Origin of the sequence: Actinoplanes cyaneus (assembly GCF_016862095.1) — a bacterium.
Taxonomy (GTDB): domain Bacteria; phylum Actinomycetota; class Actinomycetes; order Mycobacteriales; family Micromonosporaceae; genus Actinoplanes; species Actinoplanes cyaneus.
The window spans coordinates 52,523-67,994 of record NZ_BOMH01000037.1 but is presented as its reverse complement, the minus strand read 5'-3'; the positions used below and the strand labels follow the sequence as shown (position 1 = coordinate 67,994).

Here is a 15,472-nt window from a genome sequence, read left to right as displayed (position 1 = left end):
CGTCGAAACACACCGCGTACCGCTTCAGGGGCATGGTCGCGCCCGATCGGTGAGGATGTCGGGGCATCGGGGGCCCAGCCAGGCCAGCAGGGCTTCGGCCTGGGCCCGCTGGAAGTCCCGGACGGCCGGTGCCGCCGGCGGCGGTGGCAGCAGGGAACGGCTGACGAAGTAGCCGGCCCCGGCGACCAGGATCGTGTCCAGGTTCTCCCGGTTGGCCTCGCGGGTCAGCGGGTGCTCGTCGAGTAGTTGCTCGACGTCGACGCCCTGCATCGCAAGACTTGGGGTCATCAGGACCAGGTCGACCCAACCGGCGCCGGTGCACGCGTTGGGCCAGTCGACGATCCGGATCCCGTCGGCCGCCAGGATCATGTTGTCCAGCCGCAGGTCACCGTGGACCAGGGCGGTTCCGTCTGCGGCGTCCGCCCAGCGTTCCTCCCGGGCGGCGAGTACGTCGATCGAGGCGCCGGCGAGTTCCGGGTAGGCGAGGGTGACCGTCTCCCACGAGGCGGCACCGGCGATGTCGCGCCAGCCGGTGAAGTCCTCGGCGAACTCGTCGACGAGCCGGGGCAGGCCGGGTGGTCCGGGCGTCCTTCCCAACGCGGCCACCGCCGTCATCACCGGGTCGAGGTCGGCGATGTCCGGGGTACGACCGTCGACGTGCTCGAACAACATGACGATCCAGGTTCCGTCGTCGTGCCACCAGAGCAAGCGGGGGCTCGGCGTCTGCGGCGGCAGCGCCTCGGCGATCCGGGCCTCACGCAGATAGGCTGCGGCAACCTCGGACGTGTGCCGGGCGATCGCCTTCGCGAAGAACCGGGTGCCCGACTCGCCGGCCACGGTCGACGCCACCCCGGGGGTGAACCCGCCGGATGCGCTGGTGACCTCGCGCAGCGGGGTGGCCACGGCCTGCTCGGCGCGGTTCCGGAGGGAATCCGGGATGTCGGACCAGCGCAGCCGTGTCAGGTTCATGCCGTGGCACGCTACCGCCGGGCTCTCCCCACGGGCACCGCATTTAGGGGGAGCAAGGGCGTACCGGCACGTCGAGTTCCTCGGTAGCGCGCTCGAGCACGAAGCGTCCGCGCGCCTGCCGGCCCGGGGTGCGGCCGGAGCGATCGGCGGGCGTGCCGCGCCGGCCGGCCACGACGAGCGAGGCCGGCGTCAGTCTTGCGGGTGAGAGCGTTCAGCCGAGGTGGTTCGCGGCGGTGCGGAGCAGTTGCCAGGACACGGCGCTCACCGTCGCGGTGACGACCATCGCGAGGAGCAGGAGGGGCCAGGCACGCCAGAGGCGCCGGTGGGTAGCCAGCCACACGAGCACGGCCAGCGGAAGGATCACCCCGACCGGTTCGGTGACACCGGTTCCGCGTACGAAGGCGGCGTCCAGGCTGCCGATCGCCCACAAGTGCCCGGTCGGTGTCGTGGCGATCTCCTGCCAGCCCTGGCCGGACAGCAACCCGCACGCTGCACCGGCGGCCAGGGCCGCGTCCGGCACCCGCGCCGTGCGCGTCGTCCGGCCCAGCAGTCCCAGAACCGGTCCCGCCACGACTGAGACCAGCAGCCAGGCCGTGGTCATGACCGCCAGCGACCGCAGTCCGTACCGATCGGCCGATGTACCGTCCACCAGCGAACCGCCGCTCCAGCGGCGGCTGACGGTGAGAACCAGTAGGTAGTAGACGAGCGTGGCGGACACCAGCAGCGCGGTCGCACCCGCCGCCGCACCCCGGTGATCCGAGGCCGTCCGCCCGGCCAGCAACGCCGCCAGACCCCAGGCAAGACCACTGCTGACCAGTGTGGTCACGATCTGCCCGGCAAAGCCCTCGACGGTGTCGGCTCCGAACGCGAGCAGGCCGAGCACCACCGCCGCCCCTACGATCATCACGGACCGGCGTGCAGACCGCTGGAAAACGACGTCGACCACGACCGGTCAGCGGGCGGGCAGGCGGACGCCGGACATGCCGCCGTCGACGGCGAGGGACATTCCTGTCGTGGCGCCCGACGCCGGGCTCGCCAGGTATTGCACCGCGGCGGCCACCTCGTCGGCGGTGACGAGGCGGCCGGTGGGCTGGCGGGCGGCGAGCCGGGCCTTCTCCGCCGCCGGGTCGTCGGTGCGGGCGAGCAGGCGGGCGACCCACGGCGTGTCGACGGTGCCGGGCGCCACGCAGCAGACGCGGATGCCCTCGGTGACCAGGTCGGCGGCCATGGCCAGGGTGAGCGCGTGGACGGCACCCTTGGACGCGCAGTAGAGAGCGCGCTCGACCAGGCCCGCGGTCGCGGCGATCGAGGACAGGTTGACGATCACCGGGGTGCGGCTGCGGCGCAGGTAGGGCAGGGCGGCGCGGCTGGCGCGGGCGACGCCGGTGACGTTGACGTCGAGGACGCGGGCCCATTCGGCGTCGTCGCCGGCCTCGACGGTGCCGACCGCGCTGATGCCGGCGCTGTTGACGAGGATGTCGATGCCGCCGTGCGTCTCGGCCAGGGTCGCGAACGCGGCCTCCAGCGACGCCTCGTCCCGCACGTCGGCCCGGAGCGGGAGTCCGGGCGCGCCGGCCGGGTCGAGGTCGAGGATGCCGACCTTCGCGCCGGCGGCGGCCAGGCGGCGGGCGCACGCGGCGCCGATGCCGGAGCCGCCGCCGGTGATCGCGGCGACCAGGCCGTCGAGGTCGTTCACTGCCATGCCGAGCCTTCCGGGTAGGCGTACCGGGTCAGCGCCCCGGCACGCATCGGGGTGGAGGAACCGGGAGTGGCCGGGGCCGGGTAACGGCCACCGGCGACGGTCGCCGGGTCGACGACGTCTTCGATGGCCCGGTCGTCGAGTGAGACCGCCGCGACCCTCACCCGCGGACCACGTTGCGCTGGCGCCCCAGCCCGTCGATCTCGGTCTCGACGACGTCGCCCGCGGCCAGGTACGGGAACCGCCCGCTCAGCGCCACCCCCTCCGGCGTCCCGGTGTTGATCAGGTCGCCCGGTTCCAGGACGGTGAACTGCGACAGGTGCCAGATCAGGTACGCGACGCCGAAGATCATGTCCGCGGTGCTGGAGTCCTGCCGCGGCGTGTCGTTGACCCAGGAGCGCAGCCGCAGCGGGAACGTCAGCTCGTCCGGGGTAACCAGCCACGGCCCGAGCGGGTTGAACGTCTCGCACGACTTGCCCTTGGACCACTGCCCGCCGGAACGGTCGAGCTGGTAATCACGTTCGGACACGTCGTTGGAGAGCACGTACCCGGCGACGTGGTTCAACGCCTCCTCGGGAGAGCTCAGGTACCGCGCCGTGCGCCCGATGACGACGCCCAGCTCGACCTCCCAGTCGGTGCGTTTCGCGCCGGGCGGGATCAGGATGTCATCCTCCGGGCCGACCACGGTGTTCGGCGCCTTGTAGAACAGGATCGGCTCGGTGGGCGGCTGAGCTCCCGATTCGGCGGCGTGCGCGGCGTAGTTCTGCCCGATGCAGAGCACCGCGCCGGGCCGGGCGATCGGCGCGCCGATCCGGTGGTGGTCCAGATCGGCGGGCGGCAGGTCGTGCGGATCGCCGGTGAAGCCGCCGCCGGCCAGGAACGTGCCGTCGATGTCCGCCGTGACCTCGGACAGGTCACGCAGCACGCCGTCGGCGTACAGAATCGGACGTTCTGCCCCCGGCGCTCCGGCGCGCAGGTATCTCATCGGTTCTCCAATCGATAAACGCGGATCGCTGTCGCGCCGAAGACATTCCCGGGACGGCCGCCAAGAATCCCACTGAGCACGGCCATGACGTCCCCGTAGCTCGCGACGACCTCGCACACCGGCCAGTCCGAGCCGAACATCAGCCGGTCTGGACCGAAGAGATCGAGGGCGACCTGCACGTACGGCCGCAGCACCGCCCGGGTCCACCCGGGACCGGCCTCGGTGACCAGCCCGGACAGTTTCGCCACCACGTTCGGGCAGGCGGCGACCGGTGCGATCAGGCGCCGCCAGCCCTCGAGGTCCCCGATCGGCGGTTTGCCGAGGTGGTCCAGCACGAACACCGACTCCGGCAGCGCGGCGACCGCGCGGGCCACCGACGGCAGTTGACCCGCCCGCACGACCAGTTCGTTGACCAGCCCGGACTCGGCGACGGTGGCCAGGCCGGCGCGCACCCCGGGCTGGTCGAGCAGGTCGTCCGGCCCGGCCTGCACCTGGTCGCGGACCCCGACGAGCCGGTCACCGCCGGGGCCGGAGCGGTGGCGGGCCAGCATCGACCGCAGATCAGGATCGGACAGATCGGCCCAGCCGACGACGCCGGCGATCTCCGGGGTGCGTGCCGCCAGGGCCAGGAAACGGCTGGTCTCCGCAGGCCGGCAGAGGCCGGCCTCGACCAGGACGGTGCGCTGCACCCCGGACGCGGCCAGGTGCGGGCGTAGGTCGGCCATCGTGTAGTCGCGGCGGATCGGGGCCAGCCCGTCGGCGGCGAGCCACGGATAGTCGGCGGTCCACAGGTGATGGTGCGCGTCGACGATCACGGGACCGGCACCGCGGCGTCCAGCAGTCCGCTCTTGATCAGGCCGTGCCACAGCGCACCGGGGATCTCGAGGGCGGCCATCGCGGCGGCGTCGGCGGCTTCCGCGGCCGAGCGCATGCCGACCACCACGGCGGCCACAGCGGGATGCGCCAGGGGAAACTGCAGAGCAACTGCCCTCAGCGGTACGTCGTGACGCGCGCACACCGCGGCCATCGCGCGCGCTCTCGCGACGATCTCCGGCGGCGCCGCCCGGTAGTCGTAGGTCGCGTTGTGGCCGGGATCGGCCAGGATCCCGGAGTTGTAGACGCCACCGCAGACGACCGAGATGCCGCGCCGGGCACATTCGGGCAGCAGGTCCCGGAGGCCCGACTGGTCCAGGAGCGTGTACCGGCCGGCCAGCAGGAAGCAGTCGAACTGGCCGGTGCGGGCGAACTCGGTGAGCATCGCGGATTGGTTCATCCCCGCGGAGACGGCCCCGATGCGGCCCTCGCGGCGCAACTCGACGAGGGCGGGCAGGGCGTCGTTCAGCGCCGCGGCGAAATGCTCGTCCGGGTCGTGCAGGTGCAGGACGTCGACCCGGTCCAGGCCCAGGCGGTCGAGGCTCTCGCGGTGCTGACGACGTACGCCGGAAGTGCTGAAATCCCAGACCGGTGACGCGCCCGACGGCTCGGACCACATGCCCGGCGCCGCGGCCGGGCCGGGCACGAGGCGGCGGCCGACCTTGGTGGCCAGCACGACGTCGGTCTTGCCGCGCAGCGCCAGGCCGGCGCGCCGCTCGGAGAGGCCGGCGCCGTAGAGCGGTGCGGTGTCGAAGAACCGCACGCCCAGTGCGTGCGCGGCCTCGATCGCGGCGACGGCGGCCCGGTCCCCGACCGGGGTGTAGAGCCCGCCGATCGGGGCCAGGCCCATGCCGAGGCGGGTGACGGTGACATCGGTGCCGCCCAGCGGCACCCTCGCGAACGGATCCATGACGCGACCCCTTCATGGATCCTATAAGATCCGCGAATCTGTTCAATGCTCATCGATGGGTTTAGTGCGCCTCGATGAGATAGTCAACGTCCGGGCCGGGACGGCCCGCCTGGTCCGGTGTCATGGGCGGGGCGACGTGGACTTGCGCGGGCGGATCGAGGCCGGCTCGCTGCGGTGGACGCTGATCCACTCCTCGATGTCCTCGGCGAGCCAGACCCGGCCCTGGGCGAGATCGGCGGCGGGCTTGGGGAAGTGCGTCTTCAGGGTCAGCTGGTTGACCCGCTGGCGGCTGATCGAGCCGAGGCGGATCCCGATCTCCTGGGTGCCCATCAGCTTGGGGCGCTTGGTGGTCATACGTGCGACTATAGGCACACAGCAACCCCTTCGGGTAGACCGCAGGGGCAACTTATTGCGGAAACTTTGTTCGGGAAAACGGGCCCGGTTCGGGGTATCGGTGCTCGTCAGGCCGCCAGATGCCCTGCGACCAGCGCACGGACTTCCCGGGCGGCAGCCATCGACCGTCACCGCTTCGTTCCGTCGTACCCGATCCGGTGATCCCGGCGCTCGTCCGAGGGTGGGAGCGTTCGGCCTATCTTCCTAGGACGCGCTACGAGAGGTGACCGTGCCGTTCCCGCCCGGGTTCACGGCGACGGCACCCGGGCTGTGGACACGCCGACGCACTCCGGCCGCCGCGCCCACAGCGGGGTCACGGCGGCCGGGATGCGTGGGTTAGCGAGCGGCGACCACGAGGATGCCGAGGCACATCTCGTCGCTGGTGCCCTCGCCCCAGACGACGTACCGCGGAGGCAGTTTCTGCAGTTGCGGCAGCAGTTTGCGCAGCTTCGCGTCGTGGGTGCAGGTGACGCGGACGGTGTCGCCCGCCTTGACCGTGATCGGCTTCGGGAGGGGGACCAGGGCCTGGTTGTCGAAGTTGTACTGCGGGACGTCCAGGATGGTCTGCGCGCCGGGCTTGCCCGGGTTCAGCTCGATCTTGATGGCGCGCCCGAGCAGGTGCATGTGACCGGCGGCCAGGTAGATCGTGGCGTTCTCCCTGACCGGCTGGTCGCAGTGCTGCGTGTCGCCGGGGGTCACCTTGCCGGCGCTGCAGCCCTCGATCAGGTGCGACTCCTGCTCGCCGGCGGCGGTGCCGAAGCGTTTGCCGACGTCGGCCACGGCGGCGTCCCGGTCGCAGAGCGGGCCGGACTCGCCGGCCGCGCAGGGCAGCTCGATCGGGGCGGGGAACAGCGCGGTGTCCAGCTGTTGGAGCGGGGTGGTGCCGGCCGCGACCCGCAGCTTGATGCCGGACTGGTCGGTCTGGCCGGCGCTGCCGGTCTCCAGCAGGTTGTAGTGCACCTGCATGACGAGTTTGCTGCCGGGCGGCATGGAGAAGCCGAAACCGCCGGGCATCAGGGTCTCGCCGGCGCCGGGCGCCCAGTGCGCGACCCACGCGGTCTGCCCCTCGACCCCGGCGTCGCCGAAGCAGGTCCAGCCCTCACCGGGGCTCTCGTCGTCGGCCTTGGTGGCCTGCAGAGCCTGTTGCGGGTCGAGCCGGTAGAAGATCGCGTGGTGCACGATCGCCGCGTTCTGCGGCAGGAACTGGCTGCCGGTCAGGTAGGACGTCGTGGTCAGGCCGGGGTCGACGAGGAAGCAGCGGTAGTCGTCGGTTCCGCCGTTGGGACCCTGCGGAGTGTACGGCTGGGGGAGCGCCAGATCGACGAACCGCTCCCCGGCCCGTAGCGAGGTCGGTGGTGGCGCCGAGGCGGCCGAGTGCCCGGTGTGCGGGCTGGACGGGGCCGGGGCTGCGGTCGGGGTTTCGGTGGATCCGCAGGCCGCGAGCAGCAACAACGCGGCCGCGGGGAGCAGGATTCGCTTCACGGGTGCCCTCCCATCTAGACCTGCGAATCGTCCCGTTTGGGGCGTGCTGATCACATCCGGGATGTCCCGTAGTTCCTCACCCCGATCTGGCTTCTACCGGCCCTGCTCGTGCTTGAGCAGCCAGAACGGCAACGGCTCGGAGGCCGAGGCGATGACCTCCCAACCGGCCCGGCGGTACATGGCGACGTTGCCCTCGGAGGCCGTCTCCAGGATCGCCGGGACGCCGTCGGCGGCGGCCCGCTGAAGGCCCTGCGCCATCAGGGTGTGCCCGAGGCGGCGGCCGAGGTGCTCCGGGTGGGTGCCGAGAACACCGAGATACCAGTACGGCTCGTCGGGCAGCAGCGCGTGGACGGTGTGGTCGTAGGCGTCGACGCGGGCCTTCACGTCGGCCGGGACGTCCAGCTCCAGCTCCGGGACCGGGGTGCCGTCGGCCGGCGGCTCCCAGATGGCGACGCTGTTGCCGCCCTCGGCGATCCAGATCGAGTCACGGCCGACGCGCTTGTCGAAGAGCCGCCCGAAGAACGCCGCGGCGTGCGCCGGGTAGGTGGCGTCGTCCGGGAACAGCCAGCGCAGAACGGGATCGCCGGTGAAGGCAGGGACGAGAGAATCGACGACCCGCGTACGGTCGGACGGGGTGGCCAAGGCGATCGTTGTCACGCGTCCGCATTCTAGATCCAGAGTGATCTCGGGCGGGACCGTCCCGGCACGGCGCTGTCACTCGCAGGTTGTTTCCGCAGCTCACCGGCCTCGGTAATGCCGTCGCGCGCGTGCCTGAGCACATATGGTGGCCGCGGCCATGCCGAGGAGGAAGAAACGACCGATGAGCCACGACGACCACGCCCACAGCCGGCTTCACCGCTTGCTCCCGCACTCCCACGCCGCCGCCGGCAGGGTCGACGACGCGCTCGAATCCTCCCGGGCCGGCATCCGCGCGCTCTGGATCTCCCTGGCCGTCCTCACCGCCACCGCCCTCGCCCAGGCCGCTGTCGCCGGATTCGCCGGCTCGGCCGCCCTGCTCGGCGACACCCTGCGCAACGTCGCCGGCGCGCTCACGGCCGTACCGCCGGGCATCGTGTTCTGGCTCGGGCGCAGGGCCGCCACCAGGGCGTACACCTATGGTTTCGGCCGTGCCGGGGATCTCGCGGGCATCGTCGTCGTGCTGGTCGTCGCGGCCTCGGCGGTCACCTGCGCGATCGTCGCCGTCCAGCGCCTGGCCGAGCCGCGCACGGTGACGCACCTCCCGTGGGTCGCCGCCGCCGGCGTGATCGGCTTCGCCGGCAACGAGCTCGTCGCCCGGTACCGCATCGCCGTCGGCCACCGCATCGGCTCGGCCGCCCTGGTCGCCGACGGTCGGCACGCCCGCACCAACGGTTTCGCGTCGCTGGCCGTCGTCCTCGCCGCCGGCGGGGCCGCGCTCGGCTGGCGGTGGGCGGATCCGGTCATCGGCCTGATCATCACGGCGGCGATCGTCGTCGTTCTCACGGACGCCGCCCGCGAGGTCTACCGCCGCCTGATGGACCGGGTCGACCCCGGGCTCGTCGACCGGGCCGAACGCGAGCTGCGCCTGATCCCCGGCGTGCGCGACGTCGCCGGCCTGCGCATGCGCTGGGTCGGCCACCACCTGCACGCCGAAGCGGCCGTCGTCGTCGACGCCGCGCTGAGTTTGATGGCCGCCCACGAGATCGCCGCGGACGCCGTGCAGCAGCTCACCCACCACGTCCCGCGCCTCACCGAGGCGACCGTGCACGTCACCCCGGCCACCCGGCCCGGTGCCGAGCTGCACCTGCGGGTCTCGCCCGCCCACCTCAGCGTCTGAGCCCGCCCGTCCAACCGCGACTGCCCGGCGCCGCCGCGTGCCGGCCGGTACGTGGGTCAGGCGACGTCGGGGCGGGTCATCAGCGGGGATCGCAGGTGTCGTTCCAGGAGCGGGCCGGTCAGCGGCACGGTGGACCACGTCGCGGTCGCCGTCGCGGTGAGGGCGTCGACGACCAGCCGGACATGGTGCGGCGTGGTGATCACGTAGAGGTCGGCGACGAACGTGTCGCCCTGCCAGGCGGCGGTGGCGACGACCGGGCGGCCGAGCGGTGCGCTCTCCCGCCAGCCGTCGTGCCCGGCCACGACCGTGAGCGACTCGCCGAGCCGCAGCCGCCAGCCGCCGCCGTCGTCGTCGGGCTCGATGGTGATCACGGTCCCGTCCGGCAGCACCTCGGAACCGGCGAGCTTCGCCGTGACGCGAGGGGACGGGTCTGCCTGCCCGGACACGGGCGCGAGCGACAGGGTGCGCAGCCGCTCGGCGAGCAGCGCGTCGTCGCGGGCGGTGTCCGGCGCGCCGAGGCCGGGCAGCAGGCACTCCCACACGGCGCCGGGCATCGTCACCTCCGGCTGCTCGGCGCCGGTCACGACGACGACCAGATCGTGCGACGGTACGACGATGAGCTGCTGACCGTACGCACCGTTACCGCGGAAGCCGTGGCGTGACATCCAGAACTGGTATCCGTACCCGCAAAGGTCGTCGGGGTTCTCGGTCCAGCCGTCGATCAGGTCGGTGTCGACGTGCTTGCTGGTCGCGAGCTCGACCCACGCCCGGGGGATCAGATCGCCGCCGCCGCGCAGCAGCAACTGCCCGACGGTGGCGACCGCCTCCGTCGTCAGGTGCAGGCCGTGGAAGCCGAACACGGCGCCGCTCGCCACCCGGTCCCACTCGGCGTGGTTAATGCCCAGCGGCGCGAACAGGCGCTCGTCGAGGAAGCCCGGCAGGTCACGGCCGGTGACCTTCTCCACCATGCGGGCCAGCACGAAGGTCGTGGCGTTGTCGTAGCTGTGCCGGGTCCCCTCCGGGCTGGTGAACGGCATCCGCAGGAAGCCTTTGACCAGGTCGTCCGGTTCGAGCAGCCAGGCGTCGGCGAGGCTGTCCCCAGGGTATCCGGCCGTCATCGACAGCAGGTGGTGGACGGTGAGCCGCCGCCCCTGCGCCGAGATGTCCGGCGGGACGTGCCCGGGCAGCACGTCGACGATCCGGTCGTCCAGCGACAGCAGGCCGTCGGCGATCGCCAGACCGGCGGCGATCGAGGTGAACGACTTGGTCAGGGAGTAGAGCAGCTGCGGGCGCTCCGCGGTGTACGGCGCCCACCAGCCCTCGGCGACGACCTGACCGCGGTGAACGATCATGATCGAGTGCGGCTCCAGGCTCTCCTCGAGCCGGTCCAGCAGGGCGCTGATCGCCCGGGACGAGACGCCCGCGGCGGCCGGAGTCGCACGTGGCAGAGGCATCCGCGCAATCTATGTGACCGGCGAGGCGGGGCGCGACCGCTTTCCGATCGCTCCCCGCGCCTGCTGCCGGAGGTGACTACGCCGCCGCTGCCCACGCGGCGCGGACGGTGCCGTGGCTCAGCCGACGGCTGTCAGGAAGTCCGAGTAGAACACGCCCAGGCCGATCGCCACGCAGACGCCGGCCACGGTCCAGAACCGGACCACGATGTTGACCTCGCTCCACCCGGCCAGCTCGAAGTGGTGGTGCAGCGGCACCATCCGGAAGACGCGTTTGCCGGTGGTCTTGTACGAGACGATCTGGATCACCCAGGTGATCGTGATGATGAAGAAGAGCCCGCCGATCAGGATCGACAGCAGCGTGGTGCGGGTCGCCACCGCGAGGCCGCCGATCAGGGCGCCGAGCCCGAGCGCGCCCACGTCACCCATGAAGATCCGCGCCGGGGACGTGTTCCACCACAGGAAGCCCACGCAGGCCGCGGCGGCCGCCGCCGCGATCATGGCAACCTCGAGGGGATCCCGGGTCTGGTAGCAGTACTCGTTCGCCCGGGCGAACGTCTCGTCGGCACACCAGTGCCGGTACTGCCAGTACCCGATCAGCGCGTACGCGCCGAGCACCAGCGTCGACGCGCCGGTGGCCAGGCCGTCGAGGCCGTCGGTGAGGTTCACGCCGTTCGACATCGCCGTGATCACGAAGACGAACACCATCACCGAGCCGACCTTGCCGACGTTCAGCCAGCTGATGTCCCGGATGAACGAGATGTGCTCGCTGGCCACGGTCTGGCCGTTCGTGCTCGCCACGTAGAGCGCGGCGATGCCGAACCCGATGCCGATGATCACCTGGCCGAGCAGTTTGCCCTTGGCGGACAGGCCGTCGGAGTTGCGCCGGCGCACCTTGAGCAGGTCGTCGACGAAGCCGACCGCGCCGCAGAAGACGAGCAGGCCGAGCAGGACGAGAGCCGTCATGGTCGGCTTCTCCTGCGCGATCTGCCGCTCGGGCAGCGTGGTCAGCGCCAGGTGCCCCGCCACGTACGCGATCAGGGTCGCCACGATGAACACCACGCCGCCCATCGGCGGGGTGCCCTTCTTGCCCTCGTTCGAGGCGAGGCCGAGCGAACGGATCGGCTGCCCGGCCTTGAGCGCGGTGAACGCGCGGATCGCCACCGGCGTGGTGAGCAGGGAGATGATGAACGCGACCGCGGCCGCGACGATGACCGCCCTCACCGGCGGGCCTCCATGAGATCTGGATCAGTCACGGGGTCCCCACCGCGCAATGCATGTCGGACAAGTCGGCATCATCGATCACGGGGCATGATCTTGCCATCCGCCGGTCACCGGACCAGCCGGACCCCACAGCTCCGCGGTTCGCGCCCCGGGAAGGCCCGGGCCTCGGGTCCTCGCGGGGCGGTCGTCTCACGGACGGGGGGAGCGTGCCGCGTTGCTCACCGCGATGCAGAGGTCAGGCCGGTCGAGGACGTCGTTGCTGTCGGTGATCTGGTCGATCGAGCCGATCGCGGGCTCGCCGCCGAGGAGCGCGGCGGCGAAACGGCCGGCGTCGATCACCGGATAGCCGCGGTCGAAGTACGGCCGGCGCCGCGTCTCCTGCGGGGCGCACAGGCCGAGGGCGTTCTGGCGGCGGGCGGCTTCCTCGTAGGCGTCGCACAGCGCCGCGGACCGCTGATCCGCATCGTCCGACGACAATGCGGCAACCAGGTGTTTCGCCGCCGGGTCGCCGGCGATCGCGGTTCCGAGCCATTTCCCGTACGGCGGCCAGCGGCGCTGTTGCAACAGGAACAACCGTGCGACGTCGCGGACGAGTCGTGCCGTCACGACGCGGGAACCCGTGTCGTCGCCGAGTTCGGCGGTGCGGCCGACGAACGACTCCTCCTGGCCGATGCGCGCCCATTGGCAGCCCAGCACGTACCGCCAGAGCTCGTCGGAATACCACGAGAACCGTTCCCGGATCGCGGTGAGCTCGCCGTCCGGGTCGTGAAACACGGCGCCTCCGGTGATCTCGGCGAGCCGCTGCCAGGGAATGGCGAGCCAGCCGGGATCGTCGCCGATTCTCGCGCGCATCCAGGCATCGAGTGGCGTCACCGTCACGTAGTGGTCGACCGGGCCGTCGGTGTCGGCCATCGAGCGGACCCGGGCGCCCGGCGGGACGAAGTTAGTCGGCCAGCCCAGGAAGCGTTTCGGCAGTTCGTGCCGCAGTCGCTCGGACAGCCCGGCGTCGTCCAGGAACAGGTCGACGCGGGGACCCCAGTCGTGGTCGGTGGAGCGTTCCGTGTCGAAACCGAGGACGTCGCTGCCGGGGCCGATCCGGGCGGCGAGGTGCGGGCGGTCACCGAGCAGCGGGCGTACCGCCTCGAGGTAGAACAGTCGGGACAGTTCCACGCCGGGCCGGAATTCGGGCATGGGATCGGTCTACCATCCGAAATCATGTGGATCATCCGAATTCTCGCGTCGTGACCGCCGTGCCGGAACAACTGACCCACGGCACGGCGAACGAGGTCACCGGCGGGGTGTGGCGGGTGCCGCGCGATCGCGGGACAGCGGTGCGCAAACTCGTCATGCGGCGCCGTGACGGGGCGGCGGCGCATCTGGCGGCCAGCGATGATCCCGGTCATTTCAACTATTGGCGGCGCGAGCCGATCCTCTATCAGAACGGGTTCGCGGCGACCGCGTTCGCCGCGGGTGGACTGTCAGTTCCGGAACTGTACGAGATCGAGGAACAGCCCGACGGCTCACTCGCGATGCTGCTCGCCGACGTGCGTGGTGCACCGATGTCGTCGTGGCGGCCCGAGGACCTCGGGGACCTCGCCTACCGGCTCGGGGTCGCGCAGGCCCGATGGCTGGGCGGTCCGCCGGAGGCGGCGTGGCTGGCACGGGACTTTCTCCGGGACTACACGCTGGCACAACCCGTACCGCAGGAATTGGATTGGCATCACCCGGTGGTGGTGGCGGCCTGGGAGCCAGAACTGCGCGCCCGGCTGCGGGAGATGTGGGCCCGGCGTCATGATCTGCTCGCGGCGGCCGACGCCCTGCCGCGGACCCTGTGCCATCACGACGTGTGGCCGATGAACGTGGTCCTCGCCGAGTCCGGGCCGGTGCTGCTGGACTGGGCGTTCGCCGGGCCCGGGGCGATCGGGGAGGATGCGGCCAATCTGGCGCTGGACACGTTCTTCGACGGTCTCGTCGACCTGTCGCTGATGGACGGGGTGCTGGCGGCGGTCACCGAGGGTTATGTGCGGGGGCTGTCCGCGGAGGTGGACCCGTCCCTGGTGCAGCGGGCGATCATGATTGCCGGGGCGGCCAAGTACTTCTGGCTGGCGCCTCGCATGATCGACGCGGTGATGCGGGACCAGCGGGCGGCAGCCTACGACTCGCGGGGGTGGGCGGAGCGGTTCGCCGGGCGGGCCCCGGTGCTGGAAGTGGTGGCCCGATGGGCGGCCGAGGCCCTGCGTTAGCACCGCCCGCGTGATGGTCCCCACCCACCTCGGGGGCTGACCGCCATCGCCATTGTCGCCCGCCACCGCAAGATCATGCGGATGCGCTGTGGACAACCCGCCAGTGTGGAAAACCTCGACGCGCCCCGCCGATCCGATAAGGACCTCCACCCTTACATCCTATTGTCCTAGGACGGCTTAGGTACAGTGCGGCAAGCCGCACCCAACATCCGAAAGGACGGCTTCGCCGACCGAACCAGATTCCTTCGCCAGCGGGTTGACTTTGCCCCTGGGGCAGACCTGAGGCTGTGGACAGCGCCCGGCAGCCCGGCTCGGCGCTGACGAGACCTGGAGGTTGCGGTGCCCGAGAGAACCGACGCCATGGCTGTTGCCGTCCGCGCGAGTGTGGACCCGGTGACGGCATGATCATCGACGATGTGGCCTTCCCGGGTGGCCGGCACTGCGAGACGACAGCGCTGGGAGCTCTGCTGGGTCATGCCGGGCTGGAGCTGTCGGAGCCGATGATGTTCGGTCTGGGCGAGGGGCTGGGCTTCGTCTACTGGGACGCGAAGAACCTGGACTTCCCATTCCTCGGTGGCCGCTCCAAACCGATGCAGATCACGCGGACGCTCGCCGACCGGCTCGGCCTGGCGCTGTGGGTGGAGCAGACCGCGTCGGCCGGCAAGGCGTGGCGCAACGTCGTCGCGGCGCTCGAGTCGGGCCGGCCGGTCGGGCTCCAGCTGGACTGCTACCACTTGGACTACTTCACGGCGAGGACGCACTTCGGCGGGCATGTCGTCGCCATGTACGGATACGACGAGGAGCGCGCTTTTCTGGTCGACACCGCTCAGCAGGGCAGCGCGGTCACGACCTCACTGAAGAGTCTGGAGCTGGCTCGGGCCGAGCGTGGGCCGATGACGGCGCGGCATCTGTCGTTCACCGTGGCGGTGCCCAGGAACCGGTGCGATCTGAGCGCGGCGATCCGGTCGGCGGTTCGTGGCAACGCGGCGACGTTCCTGAATCCGCCGATCGCGAATCTGGGATTTCGCGGGATCGGCAAGGCGTCCCGGCAGGTGCGCACGTGGTGGGAGCGTTCCGCGGACCCGGCGCGGGACCTGCGGCAGACGGCGATGCTGATGGAACGCGGCGGGACCGGTGGGGCGCTGTTCCGGGCCATGTATCGGGACTTTCTCGGTGAGGCAGCGACGATCGTCGGCGACGAGAGGTTGCGGGCCGGGCATCGGATGTTCGGGGAGATCGCACCGTTGTGGACCGAGGTCGCCGACTGTTTTGCCGCCGCCGGCGAGTCGGGTGACCCGGCGCCTTTGGGGCGTGCCTCGGATCTGCTCGCCGATCTGGCGGATCGCGAGCGCCGGGCGATGCAGACCTTGGCGGCGTTGTGAGGGCGCCGGTTGTCACGGTTCGGCTCCGGCTGCAAGCGCGGATTC

At 71.4% G+C, this 15,472-nt stretch carries 16 protein-coding genes; 3 read left to right on the top strand and 13 right to left on the bottom strand.

Features of this window, described 5'->3' with window-relative positions:
• Positions 1–24: 24 nt before the first annotated feature.
• The 10 genes from Acy02nite_RS24395 to Acy02nite_RS24350 all read right to left on the bottom strand — a co-directional run bounded on the left by Acy02nite_RS24395 (position 25) and on the right by Acy02nite_RS24350 (position 7,968).
• Entirely contained in the window at positions 25–969 is a 945-nt protein-coding gene (locus tag Acy02nite_RS24395) for a phosphotransferase family protein (RefSeq protein ID WP_203744374.1), read from the bottom strand.
• A 211-nt stretch (positions 970–1,180) separates the two neighbouring features.
• Positions 1,181–1,876: a hypothetical protein gene (locus tag Acy02nite_RS24390; protein WP_203744372.1), complete on the bottom strand. Its 696-nt coding sequence runs from the start codon at positions 1,874–1,876 to the stop codon at positions 1,181–1,183.
• A gap of 45 nt (positions 1,877–1,921) precedes the next feature.
• Entirely contained in the window at positions 1,922–2,671 is a 750-nt protein-coding gene (locus Acy02nite_RS24385) for an SDR family NAD(P)-dependent oxidoreductase (RefSeq protein WP_203744370.1), read from the bottom strand.
• Positions 2,662–2,832 carry a hypothetical protein gene (locus tag Acy02nite_RS24380; protein WP_203744368.1) on the bottom strand — a complete coding sequence of 57 codons (171 nt, stop codon included), beginning with the start codon at positions 2,830–2,832 and terminating at the stop codon, positions 2,662–2,664. Before Acy02nite_RS24380 ends, Acy02nite_RS24385 begins: the two co-directional genes overlap by 10 nt.
• Positions 2,829–3,653, bottom strand: a complete 825-nt coding sequence (locus Acy02nite_RS24375) for a fumarylacetoacetate hydrolase family protein (protein ID WP_203744366.1) — start codon at positions 3,651–3,653, stop codon at positions 2,829–2,831. Before Acy02nite_RS24375 ends, Acy02nite_RS24380 begins: the two co-directional genes overlap by 4 nt.
• Positions 3,650–4,468 (bottom strand): amidohydrolase family protein, encoded by an 819-nt coding sequence (locus Acy02nite_RS24370; protein ID WP_203744364.1) that lies wholly within the window; start codon positions 4,466–4,468, stop codon positions 3,650–3,652. The genes Acy02nite_RS24375 and Acy02nite_RS24370 overlap by 4 nt, the downstream gene beginning before the upstream one ends.
• Positions 4,465–5,436, bottom strand: a complete 972-nt coding sequence (locus tag Acy02nite_RS24365; protein WP_203744362.1) for an aldo/keto reductase — start codon at positions 5,434–5,436, stop codon at positions 4,465–4,467. Before Acy02nite_RS24365 ends, Acy02nite_RS24370 begins: the two co-directional genes overlap by 4 nt.
• Before the next feature lie 120 nt (positions 5,437–5,556).
• Positions 5,557–5,790: a DNA-binding protein gene (locus Acy02nite_RS24360; protein WP_239175155.1), complete on the bottom strand. Its 234-nt coding sequence runs from the start codon at positions 5,788–5,790 to the stop codon at positions 5,557–5,559.
• Between the two features lie 375 nt (positions 5,791–6,165).
• Entirely contained in the window at positions 6,166–7,311 is a 1,146-nt protein-coding gene (locus Acy02nite_RS24355) for a monooxygenase (RefSeq protein ID WP_203744360.1), read from the bottom strand.
• 93 nt (positions 7,312–7,404) lie between these two features.
• The gene (locus Acy02nite_RS24350; RefSeq protein ID WP_203744358.1) at positions 7,405–7,968 is read right to left on the bottom strand and encodes a GNAT family N-acetyltransferase; all 564 of its coding nucleotides are present in this window, start codon (positions 7,966–7,968) and stop codon (positions 7,405–7,407) included.
• A 163-nt stretch (positions 7,969–8,131) separates the two neighbouring features.
• Between Acy02nite_RS24350 and Acy02nite_RS24345 the strand changes: the two genes are divergently transcribed.
• Positions 8,132–9,127 (top strand): cation diffusion facilitator family transporter, encoded by a 996-nt coding sequence (locus Acy02nite_RS24345; RefSeq protein WP_239175154.1) that lies wholly within the window; start codon positions 8,132–8,134, stop codon positions 9,125–9,127.
• A 56-nt stretch (positions 9,128–9,183) separates the two neighbouring features.
• On the opposite strand, the gene Acy02nite_RS24340 is transcribed toward Acy02nite_RS24345, so the two are convergent.
• From Acy02nite_RS24340 to Acy02nite_RS24330, 3 genes are all read right to left on the bottom strand, one after another.
• Positions 9,184–10,581, bottom strand: coding sequence for a serine hydrolase domain-containing protein (locus Acy02nite_RS24340; RefSeq protein WP_203744354.1), 1,398 nt, complete (start codon positions 10,579–10,581; stop codon positions 9,184–9,186).
• A gap of 117 nt (positions 10,582–10,698) precedes the next feature.
• Complete coding sequence (gene mraY, locus Acy02nite_RS24335; protein ID WP_203744352.1) at positions 10,699–11,802, bottom strand: phospho-N-acetylmuramoyl-pentapeptide-transferase; 1,104 nt, start codon at positions 11,800–11,802, stop codon at positions 10,699–10,701.
• A 189-nt stretch (positions 11,803–11,991) separates the two neighbouring features.
• Positions 11,992–12,993: a DUF4037 domain-containing protein gene (locus tag Acy02nite_RS24330; RefSeq protein ID WP_203744350.1), complete on the bottom strand. Its 1,002-nt coding sequence runs from the start codon at positions 12,991–12,993 to the stop codon at positions 11,992–11,994.
• A 50-nt stretch (positions 12,994–13,043) separates the two neighbouring features.
• Between Acy02nite_RS24330 and Acy02nite_RS24325 the strand changes: the two genes are divergently transcribed.
• Positions 13,044–14,045: a phosphotransferase gene (locus Acy02nite_RS24325; protein ID WP_203744348.1), complete on the top strand. Its 1,002-nt coding sequence runs from the start codon at positions 13,044–13,046 to the stop codon at positions 14,043–14,045.
• A gap of 401 nt (positions 14,046–14,446) precedes the next feature.
• On the top strand, positions 14,447–15,427 hold the full coding sequence (locus Acy02nite_RS24320; RefSeq protein WP_203744346.1) for a BtrH N-terminal domain-containing protein: 981 nt from the start codon (positions 14,447–14,449) through the stop codon (positions 15,425–15,427).
• The last annotated feature ends 45 nt before the right edge of the window (positions 15,428–15,472 follow it).